Annotated in this window: 15 protein-coding genes; all 15 read right to left on the reverse strand. The window is 37.4% G+C overall.

Annotated elements, in window-relative coordinates; genetic code table 11:
• Positions 1–340: 340 nt before the first annotated feature.
• Positions 341–1,021 carry a hypothetical protein gene (locus tag AOB46_RS08995; RefSeq protein WP_062698499.1) on the reverse strand — a complete coding sequence of 227 codons (681 nt, stop codon included), beginning with the start codon at positions 1,019–1,021 and terminating at the stop codon, positions 341–343.
• 10 nt (positions 1,022–1,031) lie between these two features.
• Positions 1,032–1,892 carry a dTDP-4-dehydrorhamnose reductase gene (gene rfbD / locus AOB46_RS09000; protein ID WP_062698501.1) on the reverse strand — a complete coding sequence of 287 codons (861 nt, stop codon included), beginning with the start codon at positions 1,890–1,892 and terminating at the stop codon, positions 1,032–1,034.
• A 48-nt stretch (positions 1,893–1,940) separates the two neighbouring features.
• Entirely contained in the window at positions 1,941–2,426 is a 486-nt protein-coding gene (locus tag AOB46_RS09005; RefSeq protein ID WP_062698503.1) for an acyl-CoA thioesterase, read from the reverse strand.
• A 67-nt stretch (positions 2,427–2,493) separates the two neighbouring features.
• Positions 2,494–2,997, reverse strand: a complete 504-nt coding sequence (locus AOB46_RS09010; protein WP_062698505.1) for an OmpH family outer membrane protein — start codon at positions 2,995–2,997, stop codon at positions 2,494–2,496.
• A gap of 66 nt (positions 2,998–3,063) precedes the next feature.
• Positions 3,064–3,615, reverse strand: a complete 552-nt coding sequence (locus AOB46_RS09015; RefSeq protein ID WP_062698506.1) for an OmpH family outer membrane protein — start codon at positions 3,613–3,615, stop codon at positions 3,064–3,066.
• A 10-nt stretch (positions 3,616–3,625) separates the two neighbouring features.
• The gene (bamA, locus tag AOB46_RS09020) at positions 3,626–6,163 is read right to left on the reverse strand and encodes an outer membrane protein assembly factor BamA (RefSeq protein ID WP_062698508.1); all 2,538 of its coding nucleotides are present in this window, start codon (positions 6,161–6,163) and stop codon (positions 3,626–3,628) included.
• A 27-nt stretch (positions 6,164–6,190) separates the two neighbouring features.
• Positions 6,191–6,940, reverse strand: a complete 750-nt coding sequence (locus tag AOB46_RS09025; RefSeq protein ID WP_062698944.1) for an isoprenyl transferase — start codon at positions 6,938–6,940, stop codon at positions 6,191–6,193.
• A gap of 5 nt (positions 6,941–6,945) precedes the next feature.
• Positions 6,946–7,836 (reverse strand): DUF6089 family protein, encoded by an 891-nt coding sequence (locus AOB46_RS09030; RefSeq protein WP_062698510.1) that lies wholly within the window; start codon positions 7,834–7,836, stop codon positions 6,946–6,948.
• A 213-nt stretch (positions 7,837–8,049) separates the two neighbouring features.
• Positions 8,050–10,545, reverse strand: coding sequence for an exopolysaccharide transport family protein (locus AOB46_RS09035; RefSeq protein ID WP_062698513.1), 2,496 nt, complete (start codon positions 10,543–10,545; stop codon positions 8,050–8,052).
• 2 nt (positions 10,546–10,547) lie between these two features.
• Positions 10,548–11,411 carry a polysaccharide biosynthesis/export family protein gene (locus AOB46_RS09040; protein ID WP_082377058.1) on the reverse strand — a complete coding sequence of 288 codons (864 nt, stop codon included), beginning with the start codon at positions 11,409–11,411 and terminating at the stop codon, positions 10,548–10,550.
• A gap of 28 nt (positions 11,412–11,439) precedes the next feature.
• Complete coding sequence (locus AOB46_RS09045; RefSeq protein WP_062698515.1) at positions 11,440–12,567, reverse strand: glycosyltransferase family 4 protein; 1,128 nt, start codon at positions 12,565–12,567, stop codon at positions 11,440–11,442.
• Between the two features lie 112 nt (positions 12,568–12,679).
• Positions 12,680–13,666, reverse strand: coding sequence for a glycosyltransferase family 2 protein (locus AOB46_RS09050; protein WP_062698517.1), 987 nt, complete (start codon positions 13,664–13,666; stop codon positions 12,680–12,682).
• Complete coding sequence (locus tag AOB46_RS09055) at positions 13,663–14,439, reverse strand: SGNH/GDSL hydrolase family protein (protein WP_062698519.1); 777 nt, start codon at positions 14,437–14,439, stop codon at positions 13,663–13,665. Before AOB46_RS09055 ends, AOB46_RS09050 begins: the two co-directional genes overlap by 4 nt.
• 14 nt (positions 14,440–14,453) lie before the next feature.
• Positions 14,454–15,521 carry a formimidoylglutamase gene (locus AOB46_RS09060; protein ID WP_062698522.1) on the reverse strand — a complete coding sequence of 356 codons (1,068 nt, stop codon included), beginning with the start codon at positions 15,519–15,521 and terminating at the stop codon, positions 14,454–14,456.
• Between the two features lie 149 nt (positions 15,522–15,670).
• Complete coding sequence (topA, locus tag AOB46_RS09065) at positions 15,671–18,232, reverse strand: type I DNA topoisomerase (protein ID WP_062698524.1); 2,562 nt, start codon at positions 18,230–18,232, stop codon at positions 15,671–15,673.
• Between the last annotated feature and the right edge of the window lie 10 nt (positions 18,233–18,242).

Consider the following 18,242-nt stretch of genomic DNA (forward strand, 5'->3'; position numbering starts at 1 on the left):
TTATTAACCTTAACCCCTTCCTAAAATTCAATCCTTAACTCCTGCGCTCCCGGAAAAACCGGACTGCAAAGGTAAACATTTTTTTAATATCACAAAAAATTAATCCTAATCTTTTGACTATCTCATAATGATACTCCGGTTTGTTTTATAGCTTCTGCGCTTACTGATACTCTCGTTTTCAGTGGGGCAAAGATAGCAACTTATTAACACCAAAAACAAATTTATTTAACATAAAGTTTACAGAAAAATTGCAAAAATTACATAAAACACTGTAAAACAGGAAGAAAAATTTTAAACTTTTGTTTAATTTTTTCATCAGAATCTTATTACAGATTGTGTTTTATTGTTTTTGCTGTTGATAAATCAGGCTTAAAAATTCAGCATATGATTTTTCCAGACCTATAATATCTCCTGATTTAAGGTTTAAACCACCTATTCCAGAGGTGTCTGATTTCACTTTTAGTGATGAAATCTGAAAATATAAGTTTTCATCAGCTGTTTTAGGCTGGATTTTAATTGTTGAGCCCAATAGTTTTTTTGTTGACATTGTATAAACTTCGCCCGGAATAATTTCCAGCATTAAGAAAGACCTTGGTGCCAGAGTATAGTCCTTTTTGTTGATGTTTATTTTCTGATCTTTTTCAGAGGATGCAAATATGTACAGCATTCCTTTCTGGGTGATCAGCTTCTCTTTAGGTGTATAATATAATGCCAGCCTATAATTGGAAGGATTGAACGGTTGTGGAGATCCGTCTACATTTTCAAAAGGCTTTAATGCAATTGAATTGGCCCCGATTTCTTTTGCTTTTTTATAAACCACCGAAAAAATGGCAGCATCGTCTTTTGAGAACCCCTGTACATCAATTACACCGAGATATTGAGCATCTGTTACTGCCTCCAATTTTCTGTATAAGAATTTATCTGAATTCTCATTGATTTTCTCCACTTTTGTCAGATACACATTCTGTGCATACAACCAATGGGCACACAATACAGAAAAGGCAAACGCTAATTTTTTCATATCTATTTTATTATGGTACCAGGATTTTGATACATTCTTCCAGGCTGTTCTCCCAATGTTTGGGTTCTATTTTATAAATCTCTTCAATTTTATCCAACGCCATGGTACTTCTTGCCGGTCTTTTTGCCGGAGTGGGATACTGGTCTGTAGTCAGAGCGTTCAGCTTTACCGAGGATTTTGAGAATTCAGCAATCTTTCTTGCGAAATCGAACCATGTTGTCTCGGGATAATTAGAGAAATGAAAAATGCCAAAAGTTTTAACCGGAGCCTCAATAATGTCCATAATTGCTTCAGCCAGATCGTTCGCATTGGTAGGCTGGCCAAACTGATCAGCCACAATTCCCAGTTCGTCTTTTTGGGAGAACAGATTCAGCATTGTTTTAACGAAGTTTTTATTAAACTCTGAATACAGCCATGAGGTTCTCAAAATAATGGTTTGAGAATTAATTTCCAATGCCAGTTCTTCTCCTTTTCTTTTTGATTCTCCGTATACTCCTGTCGGATTGGTAAAATCATCTTCTGAATAGGGAAGATTGGTATCTCCATCAAAAACATAGTCTGTAGAAATATGAATCAGTATACTTTTATTTTCTGCGCATGCCTGAGCCAGATGAGCTACCCCGTCTGCATTTACGGCAAATGCTTTTCCGTTTTCTTTTTCCGCAAGATCAACAGCGGTATAAGCGGAAGCATTGATGCAGTAATCAGGTTTGTTATCATAAAAGAAGTCATTAATCTGATCTTCGTTTGTGACGTCCAGGGTTTTTGAATCGGTAAATATAAATTCGTAGGCATTTTCAAAATCAGGCGCTATTTTTCTAATACAGTTTCCCAATTGTCCGTTGCTGCCTATTACTGCGATTTTTTTCATCTGTAACTTATTATGTATGGTTGTAGATTAGGGATGTTCCTGATCTGTTTATGAATTTTTTGCGTTCTGTGATCTTAAGAATTTAACTCTTGGCTGAAATTCTTTCTGTTCCAGATCTACATAGAACTTATGAAAGGTTTCCTTGATATCTTCGGGATGAACTTCGGATCTTCTTGTTTTAACATTAAAGTAGATTACAGTAACCCATAAAACAGCATGAACGGTTTTTTCGTCCAGGCTTTTCATCAGTATTTCCACTTTGGCAGTTCTGTCCTGTACTTCAATTGTCTTACTGCTGATGACTACCTGAGTATTATACCGTACTTCTTTCAAGTAAGCGATCTCATTCTGAATGGCAATCCACGTGCAACCTGTTTTTTTAGTATATTCTTCATAAGTAAATCCGTAAAATGTTTCTACATGATCTTCTCTTGCATTGAACATATAGTCAAGATATTTTACATTATTCAGATGTCCTATGGGATCACAATCGCTGAAACGGACTTTCACCGTGGTTGAAACTTCTTTTTCCATGGTGCAAAAATACAAAAAAAACCGCCTCTAAAAGGGGCGGTTGAATTTATAAAACTTTGTTAATTTCTTAGTTTACTCCAAGTTCTTTCTTTACAGCGGCGGTAGCATCAATACCTCCTTTGTAAATAAATGCCTGAGAGTTTGAATCCATTACGTAGTCATATCCGTTTGCTTTAGCAACTTTTTCTACAGCATCGTTCAATTTCTTCTCAATTGGTCCGAAGATGGCATCCTGTTTTGCCCCAAGATCCTTTTGAGCTTTTTCCTGCATCTGTCCGATTTCTTCACGGATTTTTGTTAATTCTGCTTCTCTGGCTTTGTTTTCATCAGCCGTTTTCTTAGGCGCTTCTTCAGTATACTGCTTTAGTTTAGCTTCACCAGCGTCTACTCTTTTCTTAATTTCGGCTTGTTTTGTATCTAAGAATGTTTTTAGTTCAGCATCAGCTTTTTTCTTTTCAGGCATTGCATTAAGAACTGCAGATACATCTAAAGTAGCTATTTTCTGAGCTTTTGCCATACCTACTGATACAACCATCATCACCGCTGCAAATAATACACTTAATTTTTTCATAATTGGTTAATAAATAATTTAATTTGTTTGTTAGATTTCAAATGTTAGCAAAAGTTAATTGATCTCTTATTTTTTACTTTTGCTGTTACTTTTTTCTTTTTTATCTGTTCCTTTCAACAGAATATCAAGAACTTTCTCGGTATAATCATACCTTTTTTGAAGGAAAAGCACATTGTTACTTGTTTTATCAAGAACCGTGCCCAATCCGTTTTTCTCTGCCATCGTTTTGATGGCTCCCCAGATCTGATCCTGGAAAGGTAAAACCAGATTGGTTCTAAGTTTTGTGATCTCTCCATTGGTACCGAATCTTAAACTTGTTGTTGTTTTGATGCTTTTATCAAGATCCATTACTTCTTTTTCTCTAAGCTTCAGCTGGTCGCCGATCAGTAAAACTTTTTCACTTTCAAATGCTGCCTTTTTTCTTTCGTATTCAGACTGCAGATTCTGAAGTTCAGACTGCCAGGTATCAATCTGGGCATTAAGTCTTGCTTCTGCTTCTTTATACTGAGGCATTTTATTTAAAATTTCATTGGTATCCACCACGCCTACTTTCTGGGCACTGAAAATGCCTGCAAGCAGTAATAATACAAATGTGAAAGTTATTTTAAAGTTTTTCATATCTTATGAATTATAATGATTGGTTCATCAAGAAGTGGGTCTTCCATCCGGATGGTTCTGTTCCGGAAATTGTTTTATCAAATCCATATGCGAAGTCGAACCCGATCAAACCAAATGCTCCCATATAAACTCTTACCCCTACTCCTACTGATCTTTTCAGCTGGAAAGGATTGTAAGTGCTCCATGAGTTCCATACGTTACCTCCTTCTGCAAAAGTAAGTGCATAGATTTTTGCAGTCTGGCTCATTGAGATTGGATATCTTAATTCTAATGTAAATCTGTTATAGATGGTTCCTCCTCCTTTCTGAGTAATATCTTCTAATTCTCCACCGTAGGTAGATGCATTTTCATATCCTCTTAGAGGAATCAGCTCACGTCCGTCGTATCTACCTCCGAAAAGTCCGGTTCCTCCTACATAGAATCTTTCAAAAGGCGGAGCTCCAAGCTGCTTGTTATATCCATCCATGAATCCCATTTCGGCGGATGATCTCAGCACCAGTTTTCCGGCAATTTCGTTGTATACGTCTGCCTTGAACTTGATTTTGTAGAATTCCATCCATTTATATTTGTTGATAGGACTCATTGTAGAGTAGTCTTTATTACTGAACAATGAATATGGAGGGGTTAGTTTTGCGGAAAGCTCGATATTAGAGCCCATTGTTGGGAAAATCGGGTCAATTCCGGCTGAGTTTCTGCTTAATCCCAGGTTAACACTGAAGTTATTGGCATCTCCATTATACTCTGTTGTATCTCCAAACTGGAACGGATAGTTTTTGAAGTTATATTTCTGAAACTGAATTCCTGTGTATAAAGAGAAATAATCATCCGGCCAGTTTAATAATCTGTTCAGACCTGCAGATGCAGAGAAAATGTTCAGTTTCTGAGCATTTCCATACGTGTCATTATATTTCACTCTGGAATTGTTCACACTTACAGAAAGTGCTGTTTGTTTTGCTCCGAATAACCATGGTTCTGTAAATGAAATTCCATAGTTCTGGAAGTATTGTCCTGCCTGTGCCTGAATGGACAATGTCTGACCGTCTCCCTGAGGTACCGGTTTGAAATCTTTAAACTTAAGGAAGTTCTTCAGTGAGAAGTTACTGAACGTAAGCCCTAATGTTCCGATAAAGCTGTTACCACCGTAACCTGCCTGTAACTGAACCTGGGAAGATCCTTTTTCAACCAGTTTCCAGTTGATATCCACGGTATTATCCTGCTGGTTTGGCTGGATATCCTGTCCTACCTGCTGAGGATCAAAGAAAGACATCCCCGCAAGGTCAAAGTAGGTTCTCTTGATCTCTGTTTTTTTGAAAAGCTCTCCCGGCTTTGTTCTTAAAGCTCTAAGTACAACGTGGTCATGGGTTGTTGTATTTCCCTGCCATGTTACTTTATTCCAGGTAGCCTGTTCTCCTTCATTAATTCTGATTTCAAGATTTACGGCATCCCCTGTTACGGATTTCTCTACCGGGGTAACGTTGGAGAAAAGGTATCCGTTATTCATATAAACAGACTTGATATCTGAATCATCTTCTTTTCCTCCGTCTTCTCCTACTTTTTTGTTGAAACCTACTGCATCGTAGATATCTCCTTTTTTATATCCCAGTAATCTCTGTAATTGTTCTGTAGGGTATACGGTATTTCCGGTGAATGTAATATCCCCGATATAATATTTTTTACCCTCTTTCAGTTTTACATTGATTTCGTAATTATTTCTTTTGTTTCTCCATACAGAGTCTGAAACGATTACGGCGTCTCTATATCCCAGAGAGTTATAGTAGCTGATAAGGCTCTGCTTGTCTTCCTGATATTTATCTTCAATAAATTTTGAAGATTTCAGGATACCACCGATTCCAAATCTCTTCTGTTTGGTTTCTTTGAAAGCTTTTTTTCTAAGTTTAGCATCAGAAACACTCTGGTTACCTTCAAATTCGATATGGTCAATTTTAATTCTTTTTCCTTTATCTACATTGATGGTCCAGTCTACCATAGACGGATCGTTTGCATTTACTTTATCCTGAATGGTAATTTTCGCATCTGCAAACCCTTTTTTCACATAGTCTTTAGGTATTTTGGTTTTAAGACTTGATATAAGGTTCTGTGTGATCTTAGTACCCGGCTTCAGGTTATTATCTTTTATAAACTTTTCATTTTTGGATTTACCAATTCCTTTTCCTTTGAATTTTACTTCTCCAAGGTCTTTAAGATCCTCCAGGTAGAATCTCAGAACAACAGTTTGTCCTTCAATGCTCTGAACATATACCTCTACTTCTGAGAAAGACTGGGTATCCCATAGTTTTTTAACAGCATTGCTGATTTTCTGTCCCGGGATGTCCACAACTTCTCCTTTGCTTAGACCTGTAAATCGTAAGATCTGAGCGGGTGTATATTTTTTGACCCCATCTACAACAATGTCCTTAAGTGTGTAAGTTCCTGCTTCATTTTCTGCATGTACAGCACTGTTTACTTTTGTACTGTCCTGAGGAGTTACTTGTCCATAAAAATGTGCCGAAGCAGCAAACATTATGATGGGTAATAGTCTAATCTTCATTTTATCGAGTCTTTCTTTTCTTTAAATTTATTGGGCTTTTATCTGATCGCCGGTGAGACCGTATCTTCTTTCTTTGTTTTGATAGTCTACAATACACTGGAAGAAAATATCTTTGGTAAAGTCCGGCCATAGGACATTTAAAAACTGTAGCTCTGCATAGGCAATCTGCCAAAGGAGAAAATTACTTATTCTTATTTCTCCACTGGTTCTTATCATCAGGTCTACAGGAGGAAAGTTTTTGGTGTAGAGATAGCTTTCAAATAGCTTTTCATTAATATTCTCTACGTCTACTTTTCCTTCTTTCACATCAGAACTTATATTTTTCACGGCCTCCAAAATTTCATTTTGAGAGCCATAGCTTATTGCCAATACTAAATTTCCTTTTGTGTTTTCTTTGGTAAGCTCTACTACACGTTCAAGCTGTTCTTTCACAATGGGAGGCAGTTTTTCAAGATTCCCGATTACATGCATTCTCAATCCTTTGCTGAAAATTTCTTCGGCTTCCAGCAATAGAGTTTCTACCAGCAGATTCATCAGGGTATTGACTTCTTCTGCGGGACGGCTCCAATTTTCAGATGAAAATGTATAAAGTGTTAAATAGGGTATATTGATCTCATTACATGCATTAATGGCACTTCTTACAGCATTAATGGCATTCTTGTGACCGAAAGATCTTTCTTCGCCACGGGATTTTGCCCATCTTCCATTACCATCCATAATGATGGCTACGTGTTTTGGTAAATTCTCAGAATTTATTTTATCTTTAATCAACGACATATTCATTAATCACAATAACATGGAGGTCTTCCGAAAGAGTATGTCAGTCCTAAGCTGAAAGTATTCATCCAGTCTTTGGATCTTCCATCACCAATATTTCTTCTTCCGATAAACTCTTGCTCTCTTTCTTTGGAAACTGCATAATAATTTCCGGATTGCAGCAATGAACCGCCTGTAGCAGGATCTAAAATATCTGCATTATAAGAAGATTTTACATCCTCCGATAATATTTTGCTGTGATCCAGCTGATCAGTCAGGGTATACCTGAACGTAGCTTCTGCAAAGATTGCCCAGTTATGGTTAAACTTATATTTCAATCCTACTCCAAAAGGAATATGCATTGTTACTTTTTTCCCCAATGAATATTCTTCAGTAGTTTTGAAGTCTAATTCGTTGATAGGAGCCTGCGCCACACCATCAGCATCTCTTCTGAAATCATTCACCAGATTTGCTTTAGGGGCATCAAACATCAAAGCACCTATACCTCCGAAGATATATGGGCTTACCATGCTTACCTGCTCGTTATTTACCGGAAAAAAGTTATATTCAAACATTAAGCTTGCCTCATATACGTTATTTTTTCCGTATGAGTTTCTTTTCACTCTGTATTCTTCTTTTGCCGCTTTATCATTGAACTGAATCTGGTTATAACCTAAATCCAATCGAACGGTCTGATGCGGGTTAAAATTAAATCTGTATAATATGCCTCCATAAAACGGGAAGCCCCATTCTGACGCTCTGTCTAAATCCAATGGCTTTTGTAAAATATAATTGGTCCTCCCTACGTCCCCTACAAGATTACTCATCCCAAGGCGAACCCCCAATTCATTTCTTTGTGCTTTAACACTTACCATTCCAAGGAAGGCAAGGAAGCTAAACAATAATTTTTTATTCATAAAAGAATATGGATTTATGGTTATTTTAAAATTTAATTTTTGCAAATATAAAACATTTTTATATTAATGATATTCTTAATGTTTAGTTAAAAATAAACAAAAAAACATAATTTGTTATAAAGTAAACGGCAAAGTAACGAAAATATTCTTTTTTTCACAGAATTCAATTACTTAAAATATAAAGAAACCCCCAATGGATGAGGGTTTGTAACTTTATTTTTTATTAAATATTGCCTGTACCTTATTCCTTATTTTTATCAACAGAGGTTCTTTATAGTTTTTATCTTCATCAAAATATCCGTAGCCATACCCATAACCGTAGCCATATCCATAACCATACCCCTGCTTGGTGTTGTAATCATTATAGATAAGCCCAAGGTGATTGATTTCATTAGCATGGTATTTTTCGGTAATCATCTTCAGCATATATTTTTCGGTATATTCATGACGTACAACATAAATATTGGCATCTGAATATTTCATGAGCTCATATGAATCTGCAACAAGACCTACCGGTGGAGAATCGATGATGATAAAATCGTATCTTTTTTTCAGTTCTTCTATAAATCTTATATTGCTTTCGCTCATCAAAAGTTCTGATGGATTAGGCGGAATAGGCCCTGATGTGGCAACATCCAGATTGGGGATCTTGGTCTTGTTGATAATCTGATCTATTTCAACTTCCCCAGTAAGATAGTTTGAAATACCATATTTGTTATCTATATTAAAATCCCCGAAAATCTTAGGTTTTCTTAGGTCCATTCCTAAAAGAATTGTTTTTTTATCACTTAATCCTATTACTGAAGCCAGATTGATGGAAACATATGTTTTCCCTTCGCCTCCGATAGATGAAGTCACGAGAATGATTTTGCCTTTTCCGCTTTCATCTCCTTCCATCAGGAACCTCATACTGGCTCTGATCCCTCTGAATGCTTCTGATACGGATGATTTAGGCTGCTCAAGAACAGTAAGCATATTTTCATTACTATTGTTTCCGATTACTCCCAGAAGAGGAATCTTGGTTGCACTCAACAGTTCTTTAATATTACGGATCTTGTTATCCAGAACTTCACCAATCAGGATAAATATCAGCGGAAGCATTAATAAGCCCAGCATGATTCCCATTTTTATTCCTTTCACATTCGGACCAATCGGAGCCTGTCCAAGATTCTTGGCCGGGTCAATTACTGTAATATCTGACTGGTTGGTAGCCACTTTCATCTGGGCTTCATTCTGTCTTCCCAAAAGGCTGTTGTAAGTAGCTTCAATCATGTTATATCCTCTTTCGGCATCCAGGTATTTTCTTTCTTTTTCCGGATAGGAGATGAGATCAGCGTTCGCGTCTGCAACCTGCCTGTCTATTTTGCTAATTTCATCATAATATCGGGTATAGTAATTTCTCAGACTGCCGGAAGATCCTGCCCTTGCTTCATTAATAAGCCTGTTAATCTCTTTCATTGGCTCAGAATTAGGCTTATAGATGGTTGCCATTTCTCTTCGTTTGGTGTAGAGCGCTTTCAGCTCAGACACGGAAGCAGAGAAAAATCCGTCTTCAAAACCGGCCGCATTGGTACTGATCATTTTTTCAAAATCCTGGGATTGAAGCGTATTTCTAATGTCATTCAGGGAACTGACTTTGCTAAGAAGGTCTGCTTTCTTCGCTTCAAGCTCTTTAATTTTTTCCAGAGACTTCTCATCTCTGTCTTTAATATTGTAAAGCTTTTCGGATGTTTTCAGAAAGTTAAGAACTGCAGCACTTGAATCTAGTTTTTTGCGAATATTATCCAGATTTCCCTGCAAATAAAGTTCAGTATTTTTATTAACGATATTTTTATCAGCAAGTCTTTTTTTCTGAAGCTCAGCAACGGATTTATTCAGAAAGTTTACGGTACTGTTGAGATTATATCCTTTTTTGGTAATGAACATGATGGTATTGATCTCCCTGTCAAAATCTACCCCTATTGTGGATACAATTTCATTAACACTCTGATTAACGGAAGCCAGATTTACAATAATGTTATCTACCTTAATTTTAGGAGTTACCGGATTTTTAAGCAGTCTGAATCTAAGGTTCGGGGCATTATACCATTCATTCACCTTAATAATTTTATTGGCTGGTCTGGCATATGCATTAATAGAATGAAAACCTTCAGACTCGTAGCTGTACAGGCTTGTGGATTGTCCTTCTTCAGGAAGAACCACTTCATAGGAATCTCCTCCTTTAGGGATCAGGGTAACGGGATAATTAACCTGCTGAAGATGTTTCTTATCAATCTGCAGAAATACCGGTGAATCCGTTTTATCAATATAGGTGGACTTGATCAATCCTTTGGTTGAGTAATTAACAAACAGATCCAGTTCTTTTACCAGGAACTCATTATGGGATCTTGACAGAAGCATCTTTTTAAGATAAATCCCGTCCTGATTTCCACTCTGTCCCCAAATAAAGTTGATGGACTGATTGGGTGTAAAATAGCTGGAGGTATTATTGGATATGCTCAGGGAGAGATCTGAAGCGAAAACATTCTGAGCATAATATTTACTGTATACCCACGAGATGATATACCCTAAGAGCAGCATGAAAACAAACCAATACCAGTTCTTGAGTATCCGTCTTAGAAAATGTTCAATATCAAATAATGCAAACGATCCGTACTTCTCCTTCTGGGAATCGTTCTTCCCTATTTTTTCGTCTTTACCTGGAATCATGATTAAAGGTTTTTAAGAAGAAGATAAATTGATAATGCGGTAGTAATTACCGATACGCCGGTCGTTAAAGTCTGTACAGGATCTTTTCCGAATCCGTTAAGACTCTTTCCTCTGGTATTGAGATAAATTTCATCTCCATTTTGTACGTAATAGAAAGGAGAGTTCATAATATCTTCACGGGTAAGGTCAATCTGCGCCTTTTTAATTCCTTCCGGAAGTTTTCTGTGGATCACAATATTTTTACGGTCTATGGTTCTGTTGAGACCTCCGTTAATAGCCAGGGCTTCTGTGATGGTTAATGTATTTTTATGGGCTACTTTTTCTCCTGAAAGACCTGTTGTTTCCACATCCCCTAAGATATAGTAGGTAATTCCGTCTGTATTCAGCCTTACTTCAGCTTTTCCTTCCTGAAAATTTTCGTTTACTTTATCCTGAAGTTCTTTGGTAATGTCTTCGAGTGTTCTTCCTTCTGCTTTAATATATCCGATTCCAAATACGTTAATATCGCCTTTAGAATCCACTTTCAGCCCATTAAAATAGAAGTTCATATTTCCTCCGCTATCGGTTGATGTAGCTCCTCCGAATCTTGTGGCCATAGTATTGACTCCTGATCCTGATGCTACTCCTCCGGAAGTATTGAAGGAGGAATAAAACTGCGCCGCATCTCCTTTGGGAGTAGTTACAATATTAAGGTTAAGAATATCATTTTTGGTAACCCTGTACACAGGAATATTGTAGGGAATAAGACCTTCTTCATTAATCACGAGGCTTTCACTGGGCTGCATGTATCTTACATCCTTTTTAGTGATGCAGGATGTCATAAAAAAGGGTAATATTAAAAATAAATACTTAAAGTTCTTCATCATATTTGAATATTGTATGCAAAAGTAAAAATTATATTGATATTTTCTTGTTATTTCGTAAACGATAGATCAGATCCGGCAGATAAGCTCCTAAAAAACCAAGCATAATGATGATCAGCAGCAGCAGGTTGATGTTGATATGTCTTAAATAATAAGCTACAGCCACAATCAGAAGGTAATAAACAATAATATAAAATGTAGCTCTTCTGTGGGTAAGGTCCAGCTTCAGCAACTTATGGTGAATGTGATTTTTATCTGCATCAAAAGGAGATTTCTTATTGCAAAGCCTCACAATAATTACGTTAAGTGTATCTACAATCGGCAGAATAAGAATCGCTACTGCAACAACGGGTGCCGACTGCAGGTGGTATCTTGGTATATTCGGGAGCTCTTTATCTATGAAGATATCAATAAAACAGATGGAGGTAAATGCCAGCAGGAACCCGAGAAGCATAGACCCTGTGTCTCCCATGAATATTTTATTGGCTCTGTAATTGGAGAGGTTATAATAAAGAAACGCCAGAACAGTTCCGATGATTACAACTGATAAAACCACCAGCGGATAATTATATTCCCCAAGCCTGTAGTAGCTGATCCCAAACAAGCCGCTGCATATCACGGAATATCCTCCGGCAAGCCCGTCTATACCATCGATAAGATTAAACGCATTGATGAGCACAATAAAGGTAATAATGCTGAAGATTACGCTTACGGCATATTCCAGTTCATAGATTCCGAATATCCCAAACAGACTTCTGATCCTGATATCTGAACCAATCACAACAAGTGACGATACAACAATCTGGGCAACGAGCTTTTTATAGGCCCTCATCACCACAATATCATCCATTACTCCAATATACAGGAGAATGATGAGTGATGCAAAAAGAAATTTGTAGAGGTCAAAAAGTTCGTAGGCAAAGATTGAAGCACAAATTCCGATAGAGTAAAAAATAGCAATTCCGCCTAGATTTGGAATTTTTCTGAGATGGGAGCTTCTTACCCCCGGCTCATCCATCAGGTTCTTCCTTCTGGAAATTTTAATAATGGTAGGGATTGAAAAAAAGGTAATTAAAAAAGAGAACAGGAAACCTAATCCTATTTTCACGTAAAAAATAGAAATTCCCGATTCGCTTAAGAACAATTCAAAATTCTTCATTTTTTTCCTTATCAAAGCACCTATCGTCTCTAATGAAAACAATGACAAGAGATTACAAAATCCGTTCGTTAAAGTTTTACTGTCCGAAACAATTGTACCTGCATTTGTGTTTTTATATCAATTTTCTTATCAATTTTTTCTGTCCTGCAAAAAACAACAGATAAAAAATCTTTTTTTTCAATGGCAAAGATAAAAGATAATTCTTACCAAAACGACTATACTTCAATATATCTTGAATTTTTATTTCCCTTTCTTTCATAAAAACGGTCAGATCATCAGCCATTTTATAAAAAACTGTTTCAGTTTTCACGTAAGCCAGATAAGCAAGGAAAGAGTAAACCCCTTCAAAGATCTGAAAATTTTTCAATTCTTTTCTTTTATAGGAATAGCCGGATTTTTCAAAAACCAGTTCCACATCTTTTACTGCTTTCAGAATGTCAAGTCCTTTTTCAGTATGGGTTTTTGTTATGGAATCCGTACGTTCCAGATATTGGTAATGGAAGTGCTGGGTCTGTGCCAGTGTTCTGCATTCCAGCAGCAGCTGCGGAATCAGCTGAATATCTTCAAAATGAACACCTTTTTTAAATCTTTTATGTTCAAAAAGTTCTTTTTTAAAGAGTTTATTACAGGCAAAATAGCTGAGATCTGAAAATACAGAGAAATAGTCTTCCAGCATAATCTTTTCGGGCATATCCGGAAGTTGGGTCAGCTTTTGGGTAACATTACCGTTCTGATCTACCTTCTGAATGTTACAGATTACCATTTTAGCATCATGTTTCTCTGCCAGCTGCAGCATTTCTTCAAACATGGTCTCCCTCACATAGTCGTCACTGTCTACAAAACCTAGATATTCTCCTGAAGCCTTTTCTATTCCGAAATTCCGGGCATCACTCAGACCACCATTCTCTTTGGTAAAAGCTTTTATTTTTCCGGGAAATTTTTGGGCATACTCCTGAATAATCTGTTCTGATCTATCGGTACTGCCATCATTAACAGCCAAAACTTCAATATCCTGAAGAGTCTGGCTGACTAAAGAATCAAGGCATTTGGCCAGATAATTTTCAACGTTATATATGGGAACAATTATGGAAACTTTCATCTTCTGTTGTGTAGATTGATAATGCTTTGAGCTAAAAAATCACTGAACTTCTGATATCCCTTTCCGTTCAGATGGAGCGGATCTGCATAGAGATTTCTGTCTTTATTGAAATCGGGGCTTACTTCATCAAAATTCAGAAGGATGATCTTCTTATCCAGTCCCTCATGCTTCAATGCTTTCAGAAGTGCCTTTCTATAGTCTCTGATTTCAAATCTTTTTCCATTGTTCAGGACTAATTCTCCGCCTTTATTGCTGAGGCTGCTCAGGATATTTTTTCTTTCAGAATCCTCTTCTAGACCAAATTCAGGGAGAGGAATAACCACGGGCCGGATCCCGTAATGCAGTAATGTATTAATGATCATTACCATATGATGGGTATAAAAACCAGGTCCTACATGGGTAGCTGCATCATTTACTCCGGCGATGATGATACAGTAGTCCGGCTTCTTTTCAATAATTTCTTTGGAAGAGAACTCTTCATTTTTATCTTTGAACAGGTTCTCATAAATACGTTTGGTCTTGGCTCCCGGATTTCCTGATGAATAGACCTCTGCATGAATTCCCTGTTCCTGAAGTTTAACTTCCATAAGGGAATCCAGATTCTGACGGACTACCCAGCTGTCACCGATAATCCCGATCTGAAGTCCGGCCTCAGGCTTCGCAGGGGAAGTAAAGTATTTTTCCTGATCTGCATAGGAGTATTTATTCCAGAAATAGGCTGTACAGAATATTCCGATGAGCAGTACGGTGGTTATTAATATCTTTTTTTTCATTTGTGTGTATGGTGTTAAAAGGTCAGCCTGGGATTAAGGAATCCTCTTTTAGCTTCTTCAAAATCTTTTTTTGAGCAGGGAATACAGTTTTCTATATTCTCATCATCTCCGAAATACCATAAATTACTAAAGGTATCCCGCTTAAATGCATACTGGTCTTCACCAATTAAAACATAAAACAGTTCATAATGCCTTTCCTTCGGATGGGATCTCTGGATATTAATGCCTTCAATAAGGTACCAGATCATCTGTGCCAGCAGCTGGTGGTTCAACTGGTTTTCTGTATAAATATTATAATTAAAAATCCCTACAGATTTCAGGTTGCTGCTCAGCCCTATTTCTTTCATATAAGCACAAATTTCTCTTCGGTTTAATCCATTTACCTGTGGATTTACAGAAAAAGGTTCCCCAAAGCTTTCAATAGCATCGCAGTTGACCGTTACCAGATCTGCTTTTCTGAAGAAAGGTTCTGTTTTTTCGGTGGAATTCATCATTTCTGCCAGGCGGATGATGTCAAACTGTACTTCTTTAATCAGCTTTACAGAATCTGCTTCATTGAGATGCTTCTGATATCCTAAATGATGATAGTTTTTAATTGAAAAGTTTTTAGACCCCAGAATCTTTCCCAAGAAGGTATGTTCATTAATTTTTTCTCCTTGCTGAAGAGAGATAATATTACTGATCTGGGTATAATTGATATTTTTCTGATGAAAATTCAGTGCCGAGAAAAGTGAAAAAGCAAAATCATTAGACCCTCCGATGATTACCGGAAGTGCTCTTTTATAATGGCAGGCAGACAAGACTTCCTGCAGGATGTAGTGGGTATCCTGAACGGATTTCCCTGACACCAGATCTCCAAGATCCACCACAGGAATTTCAAAATCCAGCTGTGAAAGTCTGTAGAATTCTTTTCTGACGGCTGTAAAATCCTGGACTTCCGCATCACCATCTGCACCTCTGTAATCTGACACAAAGAGAAGGACAATACTGTCTTCTTTTATATTTTTTGTGATTCTGCTGCCAATCTGCCAGCTTTCTGTTTTGAAATTTCTTGGCGAAATGATAAAGTCTTCGAAATCCATATTTTAATTCAAAAATTGGGAGAAATAATACTGTATTAATGCAACAAACATACAAAAAAACCAGACCAAGTTCGTATTCTTCCGTATTTTTTGTTGAAAAAAAAGCCGTCAACACTACTGTTAACGGCTTTCTATAATTATTTTTATGATTACTTCTTTTTGGCTGCTGGTTTTTTGGCAGCTGTAGTCTTCTTGGCAGCAGCTGTTTTTTTAGCGGCAGGTTTTTTCTTTTCTGCAAATGCATTTTTATCCTGGTCCGTAATCCATTTTTTCACTTCATCTAAAGAAACTTCTTTCAGCTCTTCGGCATCATACTTGGTATCATCTTTTTTCTTCGGAATTTTGAACATCGCCTTTCCGAACTTCACAAATGGGCCCCATCTTCCGTTTTCAATGGAAATTCTTTCTTTTTCCCACTGCTGGATATAACGGTTTGCCTCTTTTTCCAGCTTAGCATCAATCAGTTCATTGATATCACTCTGGGACAGGTTATCAAAGTTATATTTTTTAGGAACGTTCACAAAAATATCTTTGTATTTGATGAACGGACCAAATCTTCCTGATCCTTTTGTTACCGGCTCTCCTTTATAAGTTGCAATGGGTGCGTCTGCCTTTTTCTTTTCATGAATAATCTCTTCTGCACGGGCCTGATCAACGGATAACGGATCTTCTCCTTTCGGAATGCTGATAAATGTTTCTCCCCACTTTACGTAAGGACCAAATCTTCCAACTCCTACGGAAACCGTCTGTCCTTCAAAATCCTTCAGATCGAAAGGAAGCTTGAACAGCTCTAAGGCTTCTTCAAAAGTAATGGTGGCAATATTCTGTCCTGCCATGAGTGAGGCAAATACCGGCTTTTCTTCATCATCAGTTTCTCCGATCTGGATCATGGCACCAAATCTCCCGATTCTTGCATGAACATTCTTACCTGTTTTCGGATCTACCCCCAGCAGCCTGTCTCCTGTAGCACGGTCTGCATTCTCTTCTACATCTTCAATTCTCGGATGGAATTTCGAGTAGAAGTTTGTCATCATTTCTTTCCATTTCTGATCACCATTGGCAATCTCATCAAAACCTTCTTCAACTCTTGCCGTAAATCCGTAATCCAGAATTTCTTTAAAATTATCGGTAAGGAAGTCATTAACCACCTCTCCTATATCTGTAGGAACAAACTTATTCTTATCTCCGCCAAATTTTTCTTCAAGAACTGCTTTTTTGATCTTATCTTTTGTTAAAGACATTTTGATCACCTCGCGGATCTGTGGTTCAATTTCCCGCTTATCCACATATTCCCTGTTCTGAATGGTCTGAATAGTCGGCGCATATGTAGACGGACGGCCAATTCCCAGCTCTTCAAGCTTTCTTACCAAGCCTGCTTCTGTATATCTGGCGCTTGGTTTAGTGAATTTTTCCGATGCTGTAATTGTTTTATAACTTAATACTTCTCCTACACTAACTTTTGGAAGTAATTTTTCGTTGTTTTCTTCATCATCGTCTTCTGTCTTTACGATACCATAGGCTTTTAAGAAACCATCAAAAATGATTACCTCTCCCTGTGCTTCAAAATATTGCGGAAGGGAAGCATTTCCTATTTCAATCACGGTCTTCTCTATTTTGGCATTAGCCATCTGGGAAGCCAGTGTTCTTCTGTAAATTAACTGGTATAATTTGTTAAGCTGGGCGTCACCGATGCTTTTCACTCCAAAATCTGTAGGACGGATTGCTTCGTGTGCCTCCTGTGCAGAAGCTGATTTGGTGGTATAATTTCTTGGGGAAGAATATTCTGCTCCGTATTCTGAGATAATTTGCTTTTTGGCTCCTTCAATGGCTTCCTGAGAAAGGTTTACAGAGTCTGTTCTCATGTAGGTAATGTATCCTTCTTCATACAGCCTCTGTGCAAGACGCATGGTATTGGTTACGTTATACCCCAGTCTTGAAGAAGCTTCCTGTTGCAGCGTTGATGTAGTAAAAGGCGCAGATGCAGAACGTGTTCCGGGTCTTGTTTCAACATTCAGAACTTTGAATTCAGTTGTTTTAGCCTGCTCAAGGAATTTTTCAGCTTCTTCTTCTTTTTCGAAGTCTTTTTTAAGTTTAGCAGCAATTTCCTGCTCAGTTTTATTCAAGAAGATTCCATCCAGTTTAAAGCTGGCTTTCGGCACAAACTCACGGATTTCCTTTTCTCTTTCAACGATTAATCGTACAGCTACCGACTGAACCCGTCCTGCGGATAATCCCGGTTTTACTTTTTTCCAAAGGACCGGAGACATTTCAAAACCAACAATTCTGTCCAGCACTCTTCTTGCCTGCTGGGCATTCACAAGGTTCTGATCAATATCTCTTGGATTTTCAATAGCTTTTAGAATGGCATTTTTAGTAATCTCATGGAAAACAATTCTTTTTCTGTTTTCAGGTTTTAACTTTAATTCATCCGCCAGGTGCCATGCAATAGCTTCTCCTTCGCGGTCTTCATCGGAAGCCAGCCATACCATTTCGGCTTTCTTTACGGCTGCTTTCAGTTCTGTCACCAATTTCTTTTTGTCTGCAGAAACCTCGTAATCCGGATCAAAGGTGGCAAGGTCTATTCCCATTCCTTTTTTAGGCAGATCACGGATATGTCCGAAACTGGATTTCACTTCAAAATCCTTTCCTAAATATTTCTGAATAGTTTTTGCCTTTGCCGGGGACTCTACGATTACTAAATTTTTCGACATTCTAAAAATT

Origin of the sequence: Chryseobacterium indologenes (assembly GCF_001295265.1) — a bacterium.
GTDB lineage: Bacteria > Bacteroidota > Bacteroidia > Flavobacteriales > Weeksellaceae > Chryseobacterium > Chryseobacterium indologenes_A.

Coding starts and splice junctions, on each gene's coding strand:
- AOB46_RS09045 (WP_062698515.1), bottom strand. CDS start 12,567: ATGAAGAATTTTGAATTGTTCTTAAGCGAATCGGGAATTTCTATTTTT.
- AOB46_RS08995 (WP_062698499.1), bottom strand. CDS start 1,021: ATGAAAAAATTAGCGTTTGCCTTTTCTGTATTGTGTGCCCATTGGTTG.
- AOB46_RS09010 (WP_062698505.1), bottom strand. CDS start 2,997: ATGAAAAAATTAAGTGTATTATTTGCAGCGGTGATGATGGTTGTATCA.
- AOB46_RS09030 (WP_062698510.1), bottom strand. CDS start 7,836: ATGAATAAAAAATTATTGTTTAGCTTCCTTGCCTTCCTTGGAATGGTA.
- bamA (WP_062698508.1), bottom strand. CDS start 6,163: ATGAAGATTAGACTATTACCCATCATAATGTTTGCTGCTTCGGCACAT.
- AOB46_RS09055 (WP_062698519.1), bottom strand. CDS start 14,439: ATGAAAAAAAAGATATTAATAACCACCGTACTGCTCATCGGAATATTC.
- AOB46_RS09060 (WP_062698522.1), bottom strand. CDS start 15,521: ATGGATTTCGAAGACTTTATCATTTCGCCAAGAAATTTCAAAACAGAA.
- AOB46_RS09015 (WP_062698506.1), bottom strand. CDS start 3,615: ATGAAAAACTTTAAAATAACTTTCACATTTGTATTATTACTGCTTGCA.
- rfbD (WP_062698501.1), bottom strand. CDS start 1,892: ATGAAAAAAATCGCAGTAATAGGCAGCAACGGACAATTGGGAAACTGT.
- AOB46_RS09025 (WP_062698944.1), bottom strand. CDS start 6,940: ATGTCGTTGATTAAAGATAAAATAAATTCTGAGAATTTACCAAAACAC.
- AOB46_RS09050 (WP_062698517.1), bottom strand. CDS start 13,666: ATGAAAGTTTCCATAATTGTTCCCATATATAACGTTGAAAATTATCTG.
- AOB46_RS09005 (WP_062698503.1), bottom strand. CDS start 2,426: ATGGAAAAAGAAGTTTCAACCACGGTGAAAGTCCGTTTCAGCGATTGT.
- topA (WP_062698524.1), bottom strand. CDS start 18,232: ATGTCGAAAAATTTAGTAATCGTAGAGTCCCCGGCAAAGGCAAAAACT.
- AOB46_RS09040 (WP_082377058.1), bottom strand. CDS start 11,411: ATGATGAAGAACTTTAAGTATTTATTTTTAATATTACCCTTTTTTATG.
- AOB46_RS09035 (WP_062698513.1), bottom strand. CDS start 10,545: ATGATTCCAGGTAAAGACGAAAAAATAGGGAAGAACGATTCCCAGAAG.